Annotated in this window: 17 protein-coding genes; 5 read left to right on the forward strand and 12 right to left on the reverse strand. The window is 69.2% G+C overall.

What is annotated here, in order from left to right; translation table 11 throughout:
* Nucleotides 1-54: 54 nt before the first annotated feature.
* The 4 genes from ABD648_RS07420 to ABD648_RS07435 all read right to left on the reverse strand — a co-directional run bounded on the left by ABD648_RS07420 (nucleotide 55) and on the right by ABD648_RS07435 (nucleotide 5,522).
* A complete protein-coding gene (locus tag ABD648_RS07420; RefSeq protein ID WP_282214325.1) occupies nucleotides 55-1,737 on the reverse strand; it encodes an ABC transporter ATP-binding protein in 1,683 nt (560 codons plus the stop codon).
* 20 nt (nucleotides 1,738-1,757) lie between these two features.
* Nucleotides 1,758-2,723 (reverse strand): ABC transporter permease, encoded by a 966-nt coding sequence (locus ABD648_RS07425; RefSeq protein WP_282214326.1) that lies wholly within the window; start codon nucleotides 2,721-2,723, stop codon nucleotides 1,758-1,760.
* 34 nt (nucleotides 2,724-2,757) lie between these two features.
* Nucleotides 2,758-3,762, reverse strand: coding sequence for an ABC transporter permease (locus ABD648_RS07430; RefSeq protein ID WP_282214327.1), 1,005 nt, complete (start codon nucleotides 3,760-3,762; stop codon nucleotides 2,758-2,760).
* An 86-nt stretch (nucleotides 3,763-3,848) separates the two neighbouring features.
* A complete protein-coding gene (locus ABD648_RS07435; RefSeq protein WP_223626776.1) occupies nucleotides 3,849-5,522 on the reverse strand; it encodes an ABC transporter substrate-binding protein in 1,674 nt (557 codons plus the stop codon).
* 168 nt (nucleotides 5,523-5,690) lie between these two features.
* On the opposite strand from ABD648_RS07435, the gene ABD648_RS07440 reads away from it, so the two are divergent.
* Nucleotides 5,691-6,611 carry a sugar kinase gene (locus ABD648_RS07440; protein ID WP_282214328.1) on the forward strand — a complete coding sequence of 307 codons (921 nt, stop codon included), beginning with the start codon at nucleotides 5,691-5,693 and terminating at the stop codon, nucleotides 6,609-6,611.
* Nucleotides 6,612-6,863: 252 nt separating this feature from the next.
* Here the strand turns inward: ABD648_RS07440 and ABD648_RS07445 are convergent, their stop codons facing one another.
* The 6 genes from ABD648_RS07445 to ABD648_RS07470 form a co-directional block, all read right to left on the reverse strand.
* The gene (locus ABD648_RS07445) at nucleotides 6,864-7,151 is read right to left on the reverse strand and encodes a GIY-YIG nuclease family protein (protein WP_282214329.1); all 288 of its coding nucleotides are present in this window, start codon (nucleotides 7,149-7,151) and stop codon (nucleotides 6,864-6,866) included.
* Between the two features lie 115 nt (nucleotides 7,152-7,266).
* Nucleotides 7,267-8,145 (reverse strand): MurR/RpiR family transcriptional regulator, encoded by an 879-nt coding sequence (locus tag ABD648_RS07450; RefSeq protein WP_282214330.1) that lies wholly within the window; start codon nucleotides 8,143-8,145, stop codon nucleotides 7,267-7,269.
* A gap of 14 nt (nucleotides 8,146-8,159) precedes the next feature.
* Nucleotides 8,160-9,671, reverse strand: a complete 1,512-nt coding sequence (locus tag ABD648_RS07455) for a glycoside hydrolase family 3 N-terminal domain-containing protein (protein ID WP_282214331.1) — start codon at nucleotides 9,669-9,671, stop codon at nucleotides 8,160-8,162.
* The gene (locus tag ABD648_RS07460) at nucleotides 9,668-10,501 is read right to left on the reverse strand and encodes a carbohydrate ABC transporter permease (RefSeq protein ID WP_282214332.1); all 834 of its coding nucleotides are present in this window, start codon (nucleotides 10,499-10,501) and stop codon (nucleotides 9,668-9,670) included. The genes ABD648_RS07455 and ABD648_RS07460 overlap by 4 nt, the downstream gene beginning before the upstream one ends.
* Nucleotides 10,498-11,475, reverse strand: a complete 978-nt coding sequence (locus ABD648_RS07465) for a carbohydrate ABC transporter permease (RefSeq protein ID WP_282214333.1) — start codon at nucleotides 11,473-11,475, stop codon at nucleotides 10,498-10,500. The genes ABD648_RS07460 and ABD648_RS07465 overlap by 4 nt, the downstream gene beginning before the upstream one ends.
* Before the next feature lie 15 nt (nucleotides 11,476-11,490).
* Complete coding sequence (locus ABD648_RS07470; RefSeq protein WP_282214334.1) at nucleotides 11,491-12,780, reverse strand: sugar ABC transporter substrate-binding protein; 1,290 nt, start codon at nucleotides 12,778-12,780, stop codon at nucleotides 11,491-11,493.
* A gap of 178 nt (nucleotides 12,781-12,958) precedes the next feature.
* Here ABD648_RS07470 and ABD648_RS07475 point away from each other — a divergent pair, with 178 nt between their 5' ends.
* From ABD648_RS07475 to ABD648_RS07490, 4 genes are all read left to right on the forward strand, one after another.
* The gene (locus tag ABD648_RS07475) at nucleotides 12,959-14,230 is read left to right on the forward strand and encodes an LCP family protein (protein ID WP_282214335.1); all 1,272 of its coding nucleotides are present in this window, start codon (nucleotides 12,959-12,961) and stop codon (nucleotides 14,228-14,230) included.
* 31 nt (nucleotides 14,231-14,261) lie between these two features.
* The gene (locus ABD648_RS07480) at nucleotides 14,262-15,122 is read left to right on the forward strand and encodes a spermidine synthase (protein WP_282214336.1); all 861 of its coding nucleotides are present in this window, start codon (nucleotides 14,262-14,264) and stop codon (nucleotides 15,120-15,122) included.
* A gap of 110 nt (nucleotides 15,123-15,232) precedes the next feature.
* Nucleotides 15,233-15,760, forward strand: coding sequence for a hypothetical protein (locus ABD648_RS07485; protein WP_282214337.1), 528 nt, complete (start codon nucleotides 15,233-15,235; stop codon nucleotides 15,758-15,760).
* A 45-nt stretch (nucleotides 15,761-15,805) separates the two neighbouring features.
* Nucleotides 15,806-16,294: a SprT-like domain-containing protein gene (locus tag ABD648_RS07490; RefSeq protein WP_282214338.1), complete on the forward strand. Its 489-nt coding sequence runs from the start codon at nucleotides 15,806-15,808 to the stop codon at nucleotides 16,292-16,294.
* A 22-nt stretch (nucleotides 16,295-16,316) separates the two neighbouring features.
* Here the strand turns inward: ABD648_RS07490 and ABD648_RS07495 are convergent, their stop codons facing one another.
* Nucleotides 16,317-16,736: a DUF3054 domain-containing protein gene (locus ABD648_RS07495; protein ID WP_282214339.1), complete on the reverse strand. Its 420-nt coding sequence runs from the start codon at nucleotides 16,734-16,736 to the stop codon at nucleotides 16,317-16,319.
* A gap of 136 nt (nucleotides 16,737-16,872) precedes the next feature.
* Nucleotides 16,873-17,532, reverse strand: coding sequence for a 2-phosphosulfolactate phosphatase (locus ABD648_RS07500; RefSeq protein WP_282214340.1), 660 nt, complete (start codon nucleotides 17,530-17,532; stop codon nucleotides 16,873-16,875).
* Nucleotides 17,533-17,537 lie beyond the last annotated feature (5 nt).

Here is a 17,537-nt window from a genome sequence, read left to right on the forward strand (position 1 = left end):
CCCCTGCCGCGCGCGGCAGGGGGTTTCGACAGCGAGCCGGGGTGTCGGCGCCGGTCAGGACGCGATGTTCAGCTCGTTGCCCGGGATCGAGGCCAGCAGGCGGCGCGTGTACGGGTCGCGCGGGTTCGTGAAGATCTCCTCCGAGGAGGCGGCCTCCACGAGCTTGCCGTCCTTCATCACGCACACGTAGTCGCTGATCAGCCGCACCACCGCGAGGTCGTGCGAGATGAACAGGTAGCTCAGCCCATACTCCCGCTGCAGGTCGCCGAGCAGCTTGAGGATCTGATCCTGCACGAGCACGTCCAGCGCGGACACCGGCTCATCGCACACGATCAGGTCCGGCGAGAGCGCGAGGGCGCGCGCGATCGCGACCCTCTGGCGCTGCCCGCCGGAGAGCTCGGACGGATAGCGGCGCAGCATCGACTGCGGAAGCGCCACGTCGTCGAGCAGCTGCCGCACGCGCTTTCGCCGGTCCGACCCGCTCCCCCTCTTGTAGAAGTCCAGCGGCTCTGCGATCAGGCGTTCGATCGTGAACATCGGGTTCAGACTCGAGTACGGATCCTGGAAGATCGGCTGCACCTGCTGACGGAAGTTCTTCGTCTCCGCCCGGCTCAACGACGAGATGTCCTTGCCCTCGAAGCGGATCAGCCCGCTGGTCGGCTCGACCACCTTCAGTAGCATCCGTGCGGTCGTGGTCTTGCCCGAGCCGGACTCCCCCACGATCGCGACTGTCTCGCCCCGCGGGATCGCGAGCGACACGTCGTCGACGGCCACGAAGTCCTCGCCGCGTCCCCGCACCGGGTACACCTTGGTGAGGTTCTCGATCGCGACGATGTTGTCCTTCGGCTTCGCCGCCTCGGCTTCGTCCACAGCCTCCGCGCGCTCCTCGACGCGGAACGCCTCCGGCCGCAGACGCGCGGCCGCGACCGACGGCGCCGCCGCCACGAGCGACTGGGTGTACGGATGCTGCGGAGCCTCGAGGATCTGCCGCGCGGGCCCCTGCTCCACGACCTTGCCGCGGTGCATCACGACGACCCGCTCGGCGCGCTCGGCGGCGAGACCCAGGTCGTGCGTGATGAGCAGGACCGCCGTTCCGAGTTCGCGCGTCATCGCGCCGATCTGGTCGAGGATCGTGTGCTGCACGGTGACGTCGAGCGCACTGGTGGGCTCGTCCGCGATCAGCAGGCGAGGCTTGCACGCCAGGCCGATCGCGATGAGCGCGCGCTGGCGCATGCCGCCGGAGAACTCATGCGGATACTGCTTCGCACGACGCTCCGGGTCGGGAAGCCCCGCGGCGGTGAGCGCCTCGACGACCTTCGCCTGCACGTTCTGCCGGTTGGCGAGACCGTGCGCGAGCAGTGTCTCGGCCACCTGCGTGCCGATCTTCGCGACCGGGTTCAGGTTCGACATGGGATCCTGCGGCACGAGGCCGATGTCGCGGCCGCGGATCATCCGCAGCTCGTTCTCGGGAGCATGCGCGATCTCCCGGCCGTCGAGGCGGATGCTGCCGGAGGCGACCTTCCCACCCCCGGCCAGCAGGCCGATGATGGCCATCGCGGTGGTGGACTTGCCCGAACCGGACTCCCCCACGATCGCGACGGTCTCGCCGGCGGCGATCTCGAGGTCCACGCCCTCGACGGCGTGCACGACGCCGTCCATCGTGGCGAAGTCCACGGCGAGGCCCTGGACCGACAGCAACGGCTCGGCCGGCATCCGATTCTCCTTCGCGGCGCTCATGGCGCCCTCCTCCCGCGCGTTCATCGCGCCCTCGTCCGGGGATCCATCGCTTCACGCAGCGCTTCACCCAGCAGGGTGAAGCCGAGCGCGGTGACCGCGATGCAGATACCGGGCAGGAAGGCCAGCCACGGTGCGATCGCGAGCTCCGCCTGCGCGTAGGTGAGCATGCGACCCCACTCCGCCGTCTCGGGGCGACCGCCGCCGAGACCGAGGAACGACAGCGCGGCCGCATCGATGACCGCGGTGGCCAGCGTCAGGGTTCCCTGCACGATGACCGGGCCGATGGCGTTGGGCAGCACGTGCGACATGGTGATCTGACCGCGGCCGAGGCCGAGCGTCTGCGCCGACAGCACGTAGTCGCTCGACCGCTGCTGCAGCATAGAAGCTCGCAGCAGACGGGCGAAGATCGGCACCTGGGAAGCTCCGATCGCGATCATGACCGCGAACGGCGTCTGCCCGAGGATGGCCGCGATCGACACGGCCAGCAGCAGGTTCGGCACCGACAGGATGATGTCGACGACACGCATGATGATCGTGTCGACCCATCCGCCGAAGGTGCCGGCCAGCAGGCCGAGGACCATGCCGCCGACCAGACCCATGGCCGTCGAGATCACGCCGATCAGGAGCGATGCCTGCGCGCCCCAGATGAGCTTGGAGAGCACGTCGCCGCCGAAGCGGTCGAGCCCGAGCGGGAACTCCGGCAGCTCACCGGGACCGGGGATGTGGGTCGGGGTGATGAACTTCGCCCCGGGGAGCGCGGTCTCCGGGTACGGCGCCAGCAGCGGTGCGAGAGCGGAGACGAGGATGAAGGCGAGCACGATGGCCGCGCCGATCCATGCCGTCGGGTTGCGGCGGAGCCGACGGAACACATCGCTCCAGAATCCACCGGAGCCCTCTCTGAGGCCGGCCTGGGCGATCGCGACGGTGTCGATGGCGCCGCCGCTCTCCGCGGACGGTCCCTGCGCGGGTGGGAGTGCGACGCTCATGATGCGGCCTCCTTGCGGACGATGGTGAGGGACATCACTGCACTCTCACTCTCGGGTCGATGAAGCTGTAGGACACATCCACCGCGAGGTTGATCAGCGCGTACGCGATTGCGATGAAGATGATGAATCCCTGGAGCACGGGGAAGTCCCTCGTGAAGATGGCTCGCGCGAGGAACGAGCCGATCCCGGGGAAGGCGAACACGGTCTCGGTGAGCACCGCGCCCGAGATCAGCAGACCGGTCTGGAGGCCGATCGTGGTGATCACCGGGAGCATCGCGTTGCGCAGGATGAAGCGACTGCGCAGCGTCGACGACCCGACGCCCTTCGCCCGTCCGGTGCGGACGTAGTCCGCGTTCTGCACCTCGAGGACGCTCGCCCTCGTGATGCGGACGATGATGGCGAGCGGGATCGTGCCGAGGGCGAGCGCGGGAAGGATGAGATGCAGGATCGCATCCCACGACGCGTCGAACTCGCCGGTGATGATGCCGTCCCAGACGTAGAACCCGGTCGGATGCGTGGCATCTATTCGCGGGTTCTGCCGGCCGTCGGACGGCAGCCAGCCCAGCTGCACCGCGAAGACGTACTTCAGGATGAAGGCGAGGAAGAACACCGGGATCGTGATGCCGACGAGGCTCAGCACGACCGACGCATGGTCGGTGAGCTTGCCGTGCCGGCGAGCGGCCCAGTACCCGAGCGGGATGCCGACGCCGACGGCGAAGATGAGCGCAACGACGCTCAGCTCGAAGGTCGCCGGGAAGCGCCGGAAGAACTCCTCCACGACGGGACGGTTGGTCTGGATCGAGGTGCCGAAGTCTCCCTGGAGGAGGCGTCCGATCCAGATGAAGTACTGCTCGAGCAGCGGCCTGTCGAAGCCGTACAGCTCGTTGACTCTGGCGACGGCCTCTGGCGTCGCCTTCTCACCGAGAAGGGCGACCGCGGGGCCGCCGGGGAGGGCCCTGACCCAGGCGAACAGCAGGATGCTGAGGCCGATCAGAGTGGGGACGAGGAAAAGCAGTCGCCTGCCGATGGTGCGCAGCAAAGAGATCTCCGATGATCGGAAGGTACGCCGTGTTCCGGTCCCCGCGATGCGCGGGGACCGGAACACGGCACCTCAGATGGTCAGACCTACTTGGTGAGGACGATGTCCGTGAAGACCTCGTCGTTCACCGGGCTGGCCGGGTAGCTCTTCACGCGCGGGTCGAACGCCAGGGTCGGCGCCGGGTGCGCGAGCGGGACACCGGGGATGAACTGCGCGACATCCTCGTTGATCTGCTCGTACAGCGCAGTCTGCTCCTCGAGACTGGCGACGCCACGGGCCTCGGTCAGCTTCTGGAACAGGTCGGGGTTGTTGAAGCCCCACTCCGAACCCTCCTGGCCGAAGAAGACGCCGACGAAGTTGTCGGTGTCGTTGTAGTCACCGGTCCAGCCGAGCAGGTGGATGCCGTGGTCCGGGGTGCCGGTGGTGCGGTCGAGGTACTCGACCCACTCCTCCGAGACCGGGGTGGTCTCGACGCCGACGTCGGCGAGCTGCGACGACAGCACGGTGAAGATCTGCTCGGGGTCGGGCATGTAGGGACGCGACACGTTGACCGGGTAGTTGAAGTCGAGCTTCAGCGGGTTGGCCTCGGTGTAGCCGGCCTCGGCGAGGAGCGACTTGGCCTTCTCGGGGTCGAAGTCGTACGTCGTGACGTCGGGGTTGTATCCGTTCACGACGGGCGGCACGAACTCGATCGCCTTCTCGGTGCCCTCCGGGAGGACCTGGCTGATCAGCGCGTCCTTGTCGATCGCGTACGAGAGCGCCTCACGGACCTTCGGGTCCTGGAGCTCCGGCACGGCCTGGTTGAACGCCAGGTAGAGGATCGTGAACGGCGGGCGCGACACCATGGTGAAGCCGTCGTCTTCGAGAGCCTTGGTGTCAGCGGGTCCGACGAGGTCGTAGCCGTCGATCGAGCCGGACTCGAGCGCCTGGCGACGGGCGGTCGGGTCGTCGATGGTGCGGAAGATGATCTCGTCGACCTGGCCTGCCTCACCCCAGTAGTCGCCGTAGGCCTTGAGGGTGAGCTGCTCGCCCGGGGCCCACTCGTCGAACTGGTAGGGGCCGGTTCCGACCGGGTGCCCCATGGCGTACTCGGAGAGCTGCGGAGCCTCGGCGGAGCCGCCGACCTCGTCAGCGCCGAACTCGGCGAGCGCGGACGGGCTCTGCATGCCGAACGACGGCAGCGACAGCGAGGCGACGAATCCGGCGAACGGCTTGTTCAGCTCGATCGTGACCTTGTTGTCCCCGTCGGGGGCGCAGGACTTGTAGACGGCCTCCTCGGGGTTCGACGAGTAGCCCTTGAAGAGCTTGTTGTAGTAGTACCCGAAGGCCTCGGACGCGGCCAGGCCGGTCCAGTTGTACCAGCGGTCGAAGTTGAAGCACACAGCCTCGGCGTTGAACGGGGTGCCGTCCTGGAAGGTCACGCCCTCTTTGAGGGTGAAGGTGTGGGACATGCCGTCCTCGGACGACTCCCACGACTCGGCGAGGAGCGGTGCCGGGTCGGCGGTGCCCGGCTTCGTGCCGACGAGCCCTTCGAAGATCTGACGCGAGACACGGAACGTCTCACCGTCCTGCGCGAAGGCGGGGTCGAGGCTGGCCGGGTCGGAGGATGCGGCGAAGACGAACGTGCCGTCGACATCGCCGGAGCCCTCTGCCCCCTCATCGCCGCGGTCGCTGGCGACGCATCCCGCCAGGGTGAGAGCGGCGATCGCTGCTCCGGTGATGGCGATGAGTCCTCGCCGTCGGGTGACTGTGTGGTGCATTCTGTGACCTTCCCTGTAGGGCGCTTCTGTGCACGTCCCGGAGCCTCTTCGCTCCGGACACGGTGATGCCTCGACGCTACCCAGTGAATTCTCAGATACCAAACACCCACAGGTTGCGATCCGGTATCGACATCTCGCGACTGGGTGTCATCCGGTAGTGTCCAGATCGTGCCCGACTCCTCCCCTCTCGTCGTCTGCTTCGGTGAGGGCATGGTCTCCCTGGTCCCCGCCCTGGCCGCCCCGCTCGAGGACAGTCGCACCTTCCACCGCTCCCTCGCCGGCGCGGAGTGGAACACCGCGATCGCGCTGGCATCGGCCGGCATCCGCACCGCCGTCGTCTCGCGCGTCGGCGACGACGGATTCGGGCGATTCCTCACGGCGGAGCTGCGCCGGCACGGCGTCGACGACGCCGCGGTGGAGATCGATCCGGATGCTCCGACCGGGCTCTACGTGAAGGAGCTCGCGCCTCGACCCGACGGCGCCGTCGACGGGACGATGCACTACTACCGCGCGGGGTCCGCGGCGGCCGGCCTGTCGCCGCAGACGCTGGAGTCGCCCGCGGCATCCGCTCTTCTCGCCGAGGCCGCGCTCGTGCACACGTCCGGGATCACCCCGGCTCTCTCGCCGTCGGCGCGCGCCGCGCAGGAGTCGCTGTTCGCGGATCGCCGCCCCGACCGACTGCTCAGCTTCGACGTGAACTGGCGTCCGGCGCTGTGGCGCGGCCGCGAGGAGGAAGGCACGGCTCTGATCGCCGACTTCGCGCGCCGATCCGATGTCGTCTTCTGCTCGCGGCCCGACGCCGAGGCCGTGTTCGGGGCCGGCGATCCGGATCGGCTGCGCGCCCTGTTCCCGGAGCCCCGATACCTGCTGGTGACCGACCCGGGCGGCGCCGTGGCGTTCGACGGTGCCGAGCGGGCGGAGAGTCCGGCCCTCGATGTCCCGGTCGTCGAGACGATCGGCGCCGGAGACGCGTTCGCCGCGGGTTTCCTCGCCGGCATCCTGACCGGCCTCTCGCTCGCGGGCAGCCTCGCACGCGGCCACCGCATCGCCACGCGCGCTCTCGCGAGCACTCGCGACCACGTCGACTGATCCGCGCCACCCCGGTCGTTGAGCGAGCGCCAGCGAGACGAAACGCCCTACCCCGGTCGTTGAGCGAGCGCCAGCGAGACGAAACGCCCCACCCCGGTCGTTGAGCGAGCGCCAGCCAGACGAAACGCCCCACCCCGGTCGTTGAGCGAGCGCCAGCCAGACGAAACGCCCCACCCCGGTCGTTGAGCGAGCGCCAGCGAGACGAAACGCCCCACCCCGGTCGTTGAGCGAGCGCCAGCGAGACGAAACGCCCTAGCCAGCAGCCCGCGTCCGGGCGCTCCAGCCGATGACGGCATCCAGACCGCCTGCAATGAAGGCGGCGCGCTTCGCATGGCTCCAGCCCTGCAGCCGCTTCTCCCAGGCGAAGGCCTCGTCGATGCGGGAGAACTCTCCGCTCCATGCCAGCTCCACCGGCAGACGTCGCTTCGTGTACGCGCTCCCCATGCCCTGCTGGTGTTGGACGAGCCGCCGATCGAGGTCGCGAGTGCTCCCGACGTAGAACGTGCCATCGGAGCACCGAAGAATGTAGACATAGCCCATGCCTGAGAACTTAGGAGCGGATGCCGACACTCAGGTCGAGCGACGAAACCGCGTTTCGTCTCGTCGCTGGCGCTCCTCGCTCAACGACCGGGGGACGTGCGACGGCGCTCCTCGCTCAACGACCGGGGGACGTGCGGCGGCGCGCCGCGGCCGCGTCGTGCGTGAGCTGGAGCGGCACGGCCACGGGCTCGCCGCGGTGCTGCACGACGCGGACGAACAGCACGTCGACCAGCGCCAGCTGGGCGATGCGGCTCGACATCGCCGCCATCCGGAACGGCGACTCGTGCGCGTGAGTGAGAAGCACCACGTCGGCGACCAGGGCGAGGGACGAGTCGACCACGCTCGTGACCGCGACGACGAGCGCGCCGGCGTCTCGCGCCACCTCGAGCGCCCGAAGCGTCTCCAGGGTCTCCCCGCTATGAGAGAACGCGATCGCGACGTCGTCGCTCGTGCGCAGCGACGCCGTGGTCACCGCCAGATGCGGATCGGGTGAGTGCGACACCGAGCAGCCGATGCGAGACAGCTTCAGCTGCAGGTCCTGCGCGGTCAGGGACGAGGCGGCCTGCCCGAACAGGTCGATGTGCCGGGCGGCGACCACGGCCCTCGCGACGCGATCGATTCCGGCCGCATCGATCGCCAGCGCGGTCTTCTCGATCGCGTCGATCTCCATCGCGGCGAGCTTCGCCGCGATGGCGGCGGGCTCGTCCTCGGGGTCGATCGTCGTGCTGTCGAGCCCGAACCGCGCCTGCTGCGCCTGGGCGAGCGTGACCGTGCGCGCGACCGCGACCCGCAGCTCCCGGTACCCGCTGTACCCCAGCGTCTGCGCGAAGCGCGCGACGGTCGACAACGACGTGCGACACAGCTTCGCGAGATCGTTGATCGCGAGATCGATCACGAGCGTCGGGTCGCCCAGGATGGTCTCCGCGACGCGCGCCTCGGCAGCGCTCAGCTTCGGCAGCGAGCGGCGCACCAGTGCGAGAACGTCGGCGTCCATCGGCGGAACCCGCCTCAGCCGGCGGCGGCGACCCTCTCGGGCGGAGCGGTGCGCCCCAACAGCGTCTCCCGGGCGATCTGTGCGCCCAGCCGGCTCGCTGCGGCGACCTCGATGGTCGGCAGGGGCAGCGGATGCCGGGCGGGCAGGCCGACGTTCACGACGACCGCGTGAGGGTCGCGCACGGCAGCGCGTTCCACGAGGGCGCGCTGCGCGGCATCCGCGTCCGGCCGGTCGATCAGGAGAACGGTGGTCCCGTTGGCCGTGGCGGCCTCGTCCAGGACCCGGTCCTGCTCGGCCACAGGATTGCTCGCGACGTCGAGGCGCACGCGGAAACCGTCCGCGGCGAGAGCACCGGACACGTAGCCGGCGGCGCTGTCGACCGCGAGCGAGGAGCGGCGGCGCGCGTCGACCACCGCGAGTCCGGATGCGGCCGTCGGCGCGTCACCGGTGAACGAGACGACGCGACGGACGATCTCGGCCGCGTCGAACTCCTCGGTCGTCTCCTGCTGCCCGTCCGCAGCGTTCCTGAGCCGGGCGGCGAGCACCGCGACCCGTCGGGCGGCTTCTTCGACGCGCTCCCGGGACAGCGACCCGTCGCGCAGAGCGGCGACGATCCCGTCACGGGCCGCGAGGAAGTCCCGCAGGTCCTGGTCGGGGAGCGCGGCGGCGCCGGGATTGGTCGGGTTGCCGATGCAGAGGAGGTCCGCGCCCGCTGCGAGCGCGAGAGCGGCTCCGCCGCCGATGCCGACGGTCTCCCGGATCGCGGCCATGTCGAGGGCATCCGTGATGATCACGCCGTCGAAGCCCCACTCCCGGAGCATCCCCAGCACGCGGGGGTTCAGGGTCGCCGGCGTCTCGCCCCAGGCGGGGACGACGATGTGCGCCGTCATGACGGCATCCACTCCGGCCTCGATCGCGGCGCGGAAGGGCTCGAGGTGCACGCGCTCGAACTCCTCGAGGTCGAGGGAGATCTCGGGCAGCGCGTGATGCGAGTCGACGTGCGTGTCGCCGTGACCCGGGAAGTGCTTGACGCACGCGGCGACCGCGCCGTCCTGGATGCCGTCGACCGTCGCGACGACGTGACGCGAGACGAGCTCCTCATCCGCACCGAAGGCGCGCACCCCGATGACCGGATTGGTCGGGTCGGTGTTGACGTCGGCGACCGGTCCGAGGATGACATTCGCCCCGATGGCGCGCACGCGCCGGGCGAGTTCTGCCCCGGTCCGCTCGGTGGCGATCAGGTCGTCGAGCAGGCCCAGCTGTGCGGCTCCGGGAACGGTCGAGCCGGAGGCGGACTCCAGCCGGGTGACGCTCCCGCCCTCCTCGTCGATGCCGATCAGGGCGTCGGGGTTGGCTGCGAGGATCTCGTCGCTGAGGGCGAGGAGCCCGTCGCCGACGTTCTGCCCGAAGTAGACCACACCGGCGAGACCGTCGCGCAGCTCGTCGAGGAGCCAGGCCGGAGCCGCGGTCCCGAGGAATCCGGGCCAGAGCACGCCCTTGGCGAGACGCTCGAGGTCGGAGCTCATCCCTTCACCGCCCCCGCGACCATGCCGGAGGCCAGTCGACGCTGAACGATCACGAAGAAGATCATGACAGGAACCGTGATGATCGTCGAGGCGGCCATGATGCTCCCCCAGTCGTTCGAGAACAGGCCGAAGAACGACTTCAGGCCGATCGACACCGTGTACTGGTCGGTCTCGGCGCCGAGGATCGTCATGGCGAAGATGAACTCGTTCCACGCCGTGATGAAACTGAAGATGCTGGTCGCGACGAGGCCGGGCATCACCAGGGGCAGCAGGATCGAGCGGAACATGCGCCACCAGCTCGCCCCGTCGATGTACGCGGCCTCTTCGAGCTCGACGGGCACCGCGGCGACGAAGCCGCGCAGCATCCAGATGCCGAACGCGAGCGACAGGGCGATGTAGACGATCATCAGGCCGAGGATGCTGTTCAGCAGGCCGAGGCTCTTCACCTGGAGGAAAAGCGGGATCACGAGCGCCTCGAGAGGCACCATCTGCACGACGAGGATCATCATGAGCACCGTGGTGCGGAACTTGAAGCGGAAGCGCGCCACGGCGACCGCCGCCAGCAGGCAGACGAGAGCGCTGACGAGGACGGTGACGAGGGCGACGATCGCGGAGTTGCGCAGGAAGGTGCCGAAGCCGCCCTCATTGAGCACGAACGCGAAGTTGTCGAAGGTGAACTCCTGCGGGAGCAGCGACTGCCCGCCGCTGGACGCCTTCTTGTCGAAGGCGCTGGAGACCATCCAGTACACCGGGAACAGCGTGAAGATGAGGACCGCGGCGACCGCGATGCCGATGCCGATGCGGGACCGGAGCGAAGCGCGCGGGTTCACAGCTCGTCCTCCTTCATGAGGGAGCGGATGTAGACGATCGTGATGCCGATCAGAACGAGCGTCAGCAGCACCGCGAGCGCGGCACCGAAGCCGTACCGGTTCTGGCCGAACGACTCGACGTACGACCAGACGCCGAGGTTGAGCACGGAGCGGTTCCCGCCGCTTCCACCCGGCATCAGGTAGACCTGCGCGAACACCTTGAAGTCCCAGATGGTCGACAGGATGATCACGACCGAGAACACCGGCTTGAGCGTCGGGAAGATGATCTTCCAGAAACGGCGCCAGGCGCCGGCGCCGTCGAGGGCTGCGGCTTCGAGCATCTCCTTCGAGACGCCGAGGAGACCCGCGAGCACCGTGATGGCGACGAACGGGAAGCCGTGGTGCACGACGTTGAGGAGCACGATCGCGTAGAACGACCACTGGTTCGTGAACCAGTTGACCGAGCCGTCCATGAGACCGAGGTCCTTGAGCACGGAGTTGAAGATGCCGCGGTCGGCATCGAAGATGAAGGTCCAGACGTAGGTGCCGGTCACGGCGGGCATTGCCCACGCGACCATGATGCAGCTCGACACGATGACACGCCACGTTGTGCCGAGACGGGCCAGCAGCAGGGCGACGAGCGTGCCCACCGCCACGGTGACGAAGACCGCGACGGCCGCGAAGCCGACCGTGTTGGGCAGCACCACCGTCCAGAGAGTCGGGTTGGTGAGCGCCTCGGCGTAGTTCTCGAGACCGATCCAGTTGTTCTCGCCCGTGTTGATCTCGCGCAGGCCGTAGTCCTGCAGCGAGTAGATGACGACCTGGACGAGCGGCCAGAGCATGAGCACCGCGAGGATGATCAGCCCGGGAGCGAGGAGGAGCCAGGGGCGGGCCTTGAGGAGCGAGATGCCTCGCCCCTGCCGGCCGCCGCCGACCACGGAGGCGGAGGTGGACTCCGCCTTCGTGGCCGGCAGTGGCGCTTGCACCATCGACATGGAAGGGATGCTTCCTTACTGGTTGAGCAGTTCGGTCATCTCGGCGGCGGCGTCCTTCGTCGCGGTCGCGACGTCCTTCTGCCCGCTGAGGATGGCCTGGATCATGGCGTTGGTCGTCTTCTTCGCCTGGACGGCTCCGAAGTTCGGCGTGACCGGGACGGATGCTCCGCCGTCGACCATCTGCTCGGCGAACGGTGCGACGAGCGGGTCGGTCGAGGCCAGGGCCTCCTCCATCGCGGACTGGACGCCCGGGAAGTAGCCCGTCTCCTTCGACCACTGCTCGGCGAACTCACCGGTGGTCATGAGCTTGACGAACTCCCACGCGAGGTCGGCGTTCTTCGTGGTGTTGAAGACCGACAGGTGCGATCCGCCGAGCACGGACGGAGCGATGCCGCCGTCCTCGCCGGGGATGACCGCCGCGCCGATCTTGCCCTCGAGGTCGGGGTTCGCCTCGATGAGCGCCTTCGGCGTCCACGAGCCGGAGAGCATCATGGCGACGTTGCCCTGCGTGAACGCGTCGCGCAGGTCGGTCTCCTTCCAGGTGGTGGCACCGGCGGACGAGAAGCCGTGCTGCGTCGCGAGGCCCGTGTAGAACTCGATGCCGGCCTGCGACTCCTTGCTGTCGAGCTCGCTGGTCCATTCGCCGCCGTCCTGCGTGGCGATCTCTCCGCCCGCGCCCCAGACCCAGGGGTAGACCTGGAACTCGGCGTCGCCGGCGACGGGGAACGGGAGCATCTCGGGCTTCGCGGCCTTGATGGCCTCGCCCGCCGTGACGATGTCGTCCCACGTCTTCGGAGCCTCGAGCCCGAGCTCCTCGAACACGTCGGTGCGGTAGACGATCGAGCGGACGCCGGCGTACCACGGCATGCCGTAGAGCTCGTCGTCATAGGTGCCGGCGACCGCGAGGCCCTCGACGAGGTCGTCGCGCAGGCCCTTCTCGGAGTCGACGTACTCGTCGAGCGGCTCGAGCGCGCCCGCGTCGGCGAACTCGGCGGTCCAGGTGGTGCCCGTCTCTGCGATGTCGGGGGTCGTGCCGCCGGCGATGGAGGTCACGAAGCGATCGTGGGCGTCGGCCCACTGGATCTCCTCGATGGTGACCTTCGCCCCGGTCTCCTCTTCGAAGGCCTCGGAGACCTTGTCGTAGAAGGCGGTCGCGTCGGGGTTGGTGCCCTTCATGATCCAGACGGTGAGTTCCTGGCCCTCTCCGTCGGTGCCGCCGCTCTCGGTGGCACCGCCGGCGCAGGCTGCCAGGCCGAGCGTGGCCGCGGCGCCCAGCGCCACGACCGGAAGAATGCGCTTGTGCATCAGGGATCTCCTCTTCGAAATTGCTCCTGGCGGGCATCGGATGCTCACCTGGTAGGAAAAAGTATCCACGACTAACTAATTCGCTGCAAGTTCCTCTCACAATCGTCATGCGCCCGTAACATCGGGCTTCCCTGCCGGTTCTCGGCTGCCCGTGCACTGCCGTGGGTATGCTCGCCGGATGCCCAGACGCACTCGAGACAGCGACCGATCCCGGGTCGCCCGCCACGCAGACACGCGCACCCGCGGCACCGCCTCCCGGTTCCTGAAGGTCACCGGCATCGTGGTGGCCATCGTCCTCACGTCGGCCCTGGCCGTCGCCGCATTCGTCGTCGTGGACCTGGTCAACCGCATGGGCGACGGCGCTGTGACCCTGGAGGATGCTCCGCAGGTCGAGCCGCCCACGATCGACGCCTACCCCGGCGAATTCAGCATGCTCATCGTCGGCACCGACGAATGCGGAGAGGTCTCGACGGGCCTTCTCGGCGAGCGCTGCTCGGAAGCGGACGGGGGTGTGCTGAACGACGTCAACCTGCTCGTGCACGTCTCCGCCGAGCCGCGGAACGTCACCGTCGTGTCCTTCCCCCGCGACCTCATGATGTCGACGCCGGAGTGCACCCTGACGGACGGATCGATCGCCTCGGCCACCGACTACTCCGCAATCAACGAGATCTACCAGCGCGCAGGCCTCTCCTGCGTCGCGAAGAGCGTCACCGACCTGACGGGCATCGACATCCCGTTCGCCGCCAAGATCGGTTTCGACGGCGTGATGGAGGTCACCGATGCGATCGGCGGCGTCGAGGTCTGCATCGGCGGCGAAGGCATCCGCGATGAGCAGACCGGCATCGACTGGCCCGCCGGCATGCGCTCGGTGTCGGGCATCGAGGCCCTGCAGTTCATCCGCACCCGACACGGTGTCGGCGACGGCAGCGACCTCGCACGGATCTCCAACCAGCAGCAGTACATGTCGCGACTGATCCAGAAGATCATGAGCGACGAGGTCCTCACCGATCCCGCCAAGGTGCTCGGCCTCGCGAACACCGTCGTCGACAACATCGAACCCAGCGACGAGCTCTCGAATCCCATCCGCCTGGCCCAGTTGGCCATCTCGATCAAGGACGTGCCCTTCTCGGACTTCGCATTCCTGCAGTATCCGGTCTTCGTCGACCCGGATGACGAGGACCGACGGGTGCCCGACTACGACGCAGCCGAGACGATCTGGGCCGCACTTCGCGCCGGGCAGGCCGTGCAGATCACCGGCGACGTGACGACGAACGAGGGAGTCGAACTCGTGGACCCCGCACCGGGGACAGAAGAGGAGGCGCCGCAGACCGAGACGCCGTCGACCGACGCGCCGGCCACCGATGCTCCTGCTCCTCGAGCCGAGCTCGACCCGAGCATCTCCGGTCAGACCGCGGATCAGGAGACCTGCGCGAACGGCAGACAGAACTGACCGCCGCGCGTGCGGGCGTAGGCTCGTGCGCATGGGCAGGACGCGATCGAGGGACACCGAGCACCCTCAGGCCCGCCTCGACCACGGCGGAATCGCGCGCATCGTTCCGAGCGAGTTCACCACCGGATTCGAGCTTGTCGTCGACGAGACTCCGCAGTCGCACGTCGACCTGGACGACCCGACCCACCTGCACTTCGAGTACATCGTGCGCATGGGCGCGGTGATCGACCAGCTGCCTCCCGGCCCGCTCACCGCGGTGCACCTCGGCGCGGGAGCGCTGACCATCCCCCGCTACATCGACGCCACGCGCCCCGGTTCTCGGCAGCAGGTCATCGAGCTCGAAGCACCGCTCGCGCAGCTGGTCCGCGAGCACCTGCCGCTGCCCAAGGGCGCGAGCATCCGCATCCGCATCGGCGACGCGCGCGAGGGTGTCCGCCGCCTCCCGGCCGCCCTGCAGGAGAACTGCGACCTCGTCGTCTCCGATGTCTATTCGGGCGCCCAGACGCCAGCGCACCTCACCAGCATCGAGTTCTACCGCGAGCTCGCCGCTCTGCTCGCCCCGTCGGGCGTGCTGCTGGTGAACGTCGCCGACGGACCGGGCCTCGCCTTCGCCCGACGTCAGGCCGCCACGATCGCCGAGGTGCTCCCGGAGATCGGCGTCCTCGCCGACACGCAGGTGCTGAAGGGACGCCGCTTCGGGAACCTCGTGATCGCCGCGTCCGCCGCGCCGCTCCCGACCGAGTGGCTGCCGCGGATGCTGGCCGCCGGTCCCCACCCCGCCAAGATCGCGCAGGGCGCCGAGGTCGATGCCTTCGTGCAGGGCGCGCGCATCGTCACGGACGCCGACGCCGTGGCATCCCCTCGCCCCGACGCGTCGCTCTTCCTGCGCTGAGCCCGCACCTCGGCGGACTTCCGGAACAGATGCCGTCGTGCGGGGCGCGCCGCCCCGGGGAGCGTGCGACGGCCAGGCAGACTGGACGGGGACGCTGCGGAAGGAGAGCAATGAGTTTCATCCAGGGATACGACCAGGAGACCCTCCGCGAGCTGGTCGACCTCGACGAGTGCGCGGCGCGCCTCGCGGAGATCGAGTCGCAGCGCAGTCTCCCCGCGCTGCTCGAGCGCGTGTGGCTGCTGAAGGTGCTCGATCGTCTCGACGAGGCGCTGAAGCTGGCCGACGAGACGGTGCGGCAGGCGCGCATGGCGGGCACGCGCAAGGACGTGCTGCGGGCGCGGGTGCTGCACGCGACGATCCTCCAGTATCGGGGCGCTTATGCCGCGGCCGAGCAGGAGCTGGCGGCCTGCGCCGACGAGGCGGAGGGCCAGCGCTGGGTGTCGATCGCGGCGTTCGCGCACCACCACCACGGCAAGAACGCCTACGACGCGGAGGACTACGAGACGGCGCGCGAGAGCTTCAAGCGCTCGCTGTTCCTGCGTCGGGAGTCCGGAGCGGAGGATCGCGATCTCGAGACCGCGCTGCTGGCGATCGAGGCGGCCGAGCGCCGGCGCACCTCGCAGCTCGTCGCGGGCTGAGCAGGCCTCCACCGCGATGTCCGCGGCATGGCTTAGCCTGGGCGCATGGCGGAACTCGACCGTGTGCGCATCTGGGGTGAAGCACTGATCAGGATGCATCTGGATGACACCTGGTCCTTCGGCTTCGACAACGCCAAGCGCCGTGCCGGACTGTGCGATTACACGAAGAAGCGCATCACCGTGTCGCGGTATCTCGCTGCTCGCTTCGAAGACGACGAGATCCATCAGGTGCTCCTGCACGAGGTCGCACATGCGCTCGCCGGGCACACGGCGGCGCACGGTCCGGCGTGGAAGGGCGTCGCACGCGACCTCGGCTACGTCGGCGGCACCACGCACCGCGGCGAGACGGCCGTCGAGCTCGCCCCCTGGGTCGGCCGCTGCCCCGCCGGGCACGTCACCTACCGCCATCGCCGCCCCACGAGAGCGACCTCGTGCGCGCGATGCTCCCGCACCTTCGACCCGCGCCACGTGTTCGCCTGGACGCGCCGCGAGATCACCACGGACGCGCGCCTGTCCGCGCAGATGCCGCGCTGACACGCAGCCGCCCGCAGAACGGTCAGTCGATCGGCCCGACGGAATCCTCGACGGCTGCAGCATCCGCTTCGTCTGCGGACTGAGAGCCGCGCAGACGTCGTACGAGGGCCGCGGCCGCACGCCACCCGACGAGGAAGACGCCGAGCACGATCGCCGCGACGATGATGAACGGCACCTCGGCGGTGTCACCGGCGACGACGCGCACCAGCATCCCGCCCGCGACCGTCACCACCCACACGACCACACCCCACATCAGGGACCACGGCCGACGGGGCCTGCCCGGCAGCAGGGCGGCCACGAGGTGCCCGATCACCAGCGCGACCAGGAACGGCCACGCGGTCAGCAGGAATCCGGCCGGGTCCTCCTGATGCGACGCGCGACCGATGGCGGCGAAGATCAGCACGAAGAGGGCGTCGACGATGACTGCGGGGAGGAACCTCATGCCACGACCCTACGTGCCGGGCACCGAGCCCTGGCGCGCCCCGCGGTTCCGGGCGGAGATCACCCCGATGGGCGGGGGATGCGACGCGGAAGCTCCTCCGATCACCGAGAACTCCTCCCGAGGGAGGCGCGGCTGCTCACTCGAAACGCGTGAACCGTCCTTCGCGCAGCACCGGCACGGCGTCGACCGCGTCGAGCACGGCCGCATCGGCCGGTGTCGTCGGCACCACGCCGGATGCCGCCATCCGCGCCGTCGACGGGACGCCGACCTCGAGCTCGCGGGCGGAGCCGCTCGCGCTGAGCAGATGCCGGAGTGCGCGGCGCAGTGCGCGGAATCCCTCGGCGGCGACTGCCGCGTCCGGTGCGGTGTGGTCGATGCCGAGATCCGTGAGCGCGGCGATGATCGCTCCCGCACCGAGGTGGTCCTCGACCGCGAACCGCGGTCGCCCTGCCTCGTCCCACTCCCCCGCCGCGATGACGGCGACCGACGTCCGCGCCTGCCGGCGCTCCTGCACCGTCTGGACCGCCCGCGCCACGGCCGACGCGTTGCGGATGCCGCCGACGAGCACGGTGGCCTCGATACCGGCTGCCGTCGCGACGGCCGCGCCGTTGGTCGACCACTCCACCGCGTCCGCCAGGTCGATCTCGCTGCCGGCGGCGATGGCATCCGTCACCGTCGAGGAGAACCGCAGCACGTCGACGACCACGACGATGTCGGCCGGGGCCAGACGGGCGAGGCCCGCGGTCCCCCAGTCGAAACGGACCTGATACGTGGACTGATCGAACGGCGACGGCATCCGTC

It is taken from the genome of Microbacterium luteolum (assembly GCF_039533965.1).
Lineage (GTDB): Bacteria > Actinomycetota > Actinomycetes > Actinomycetales > Microbacteriaceae > Microbacterium > Microbacterium luteolum.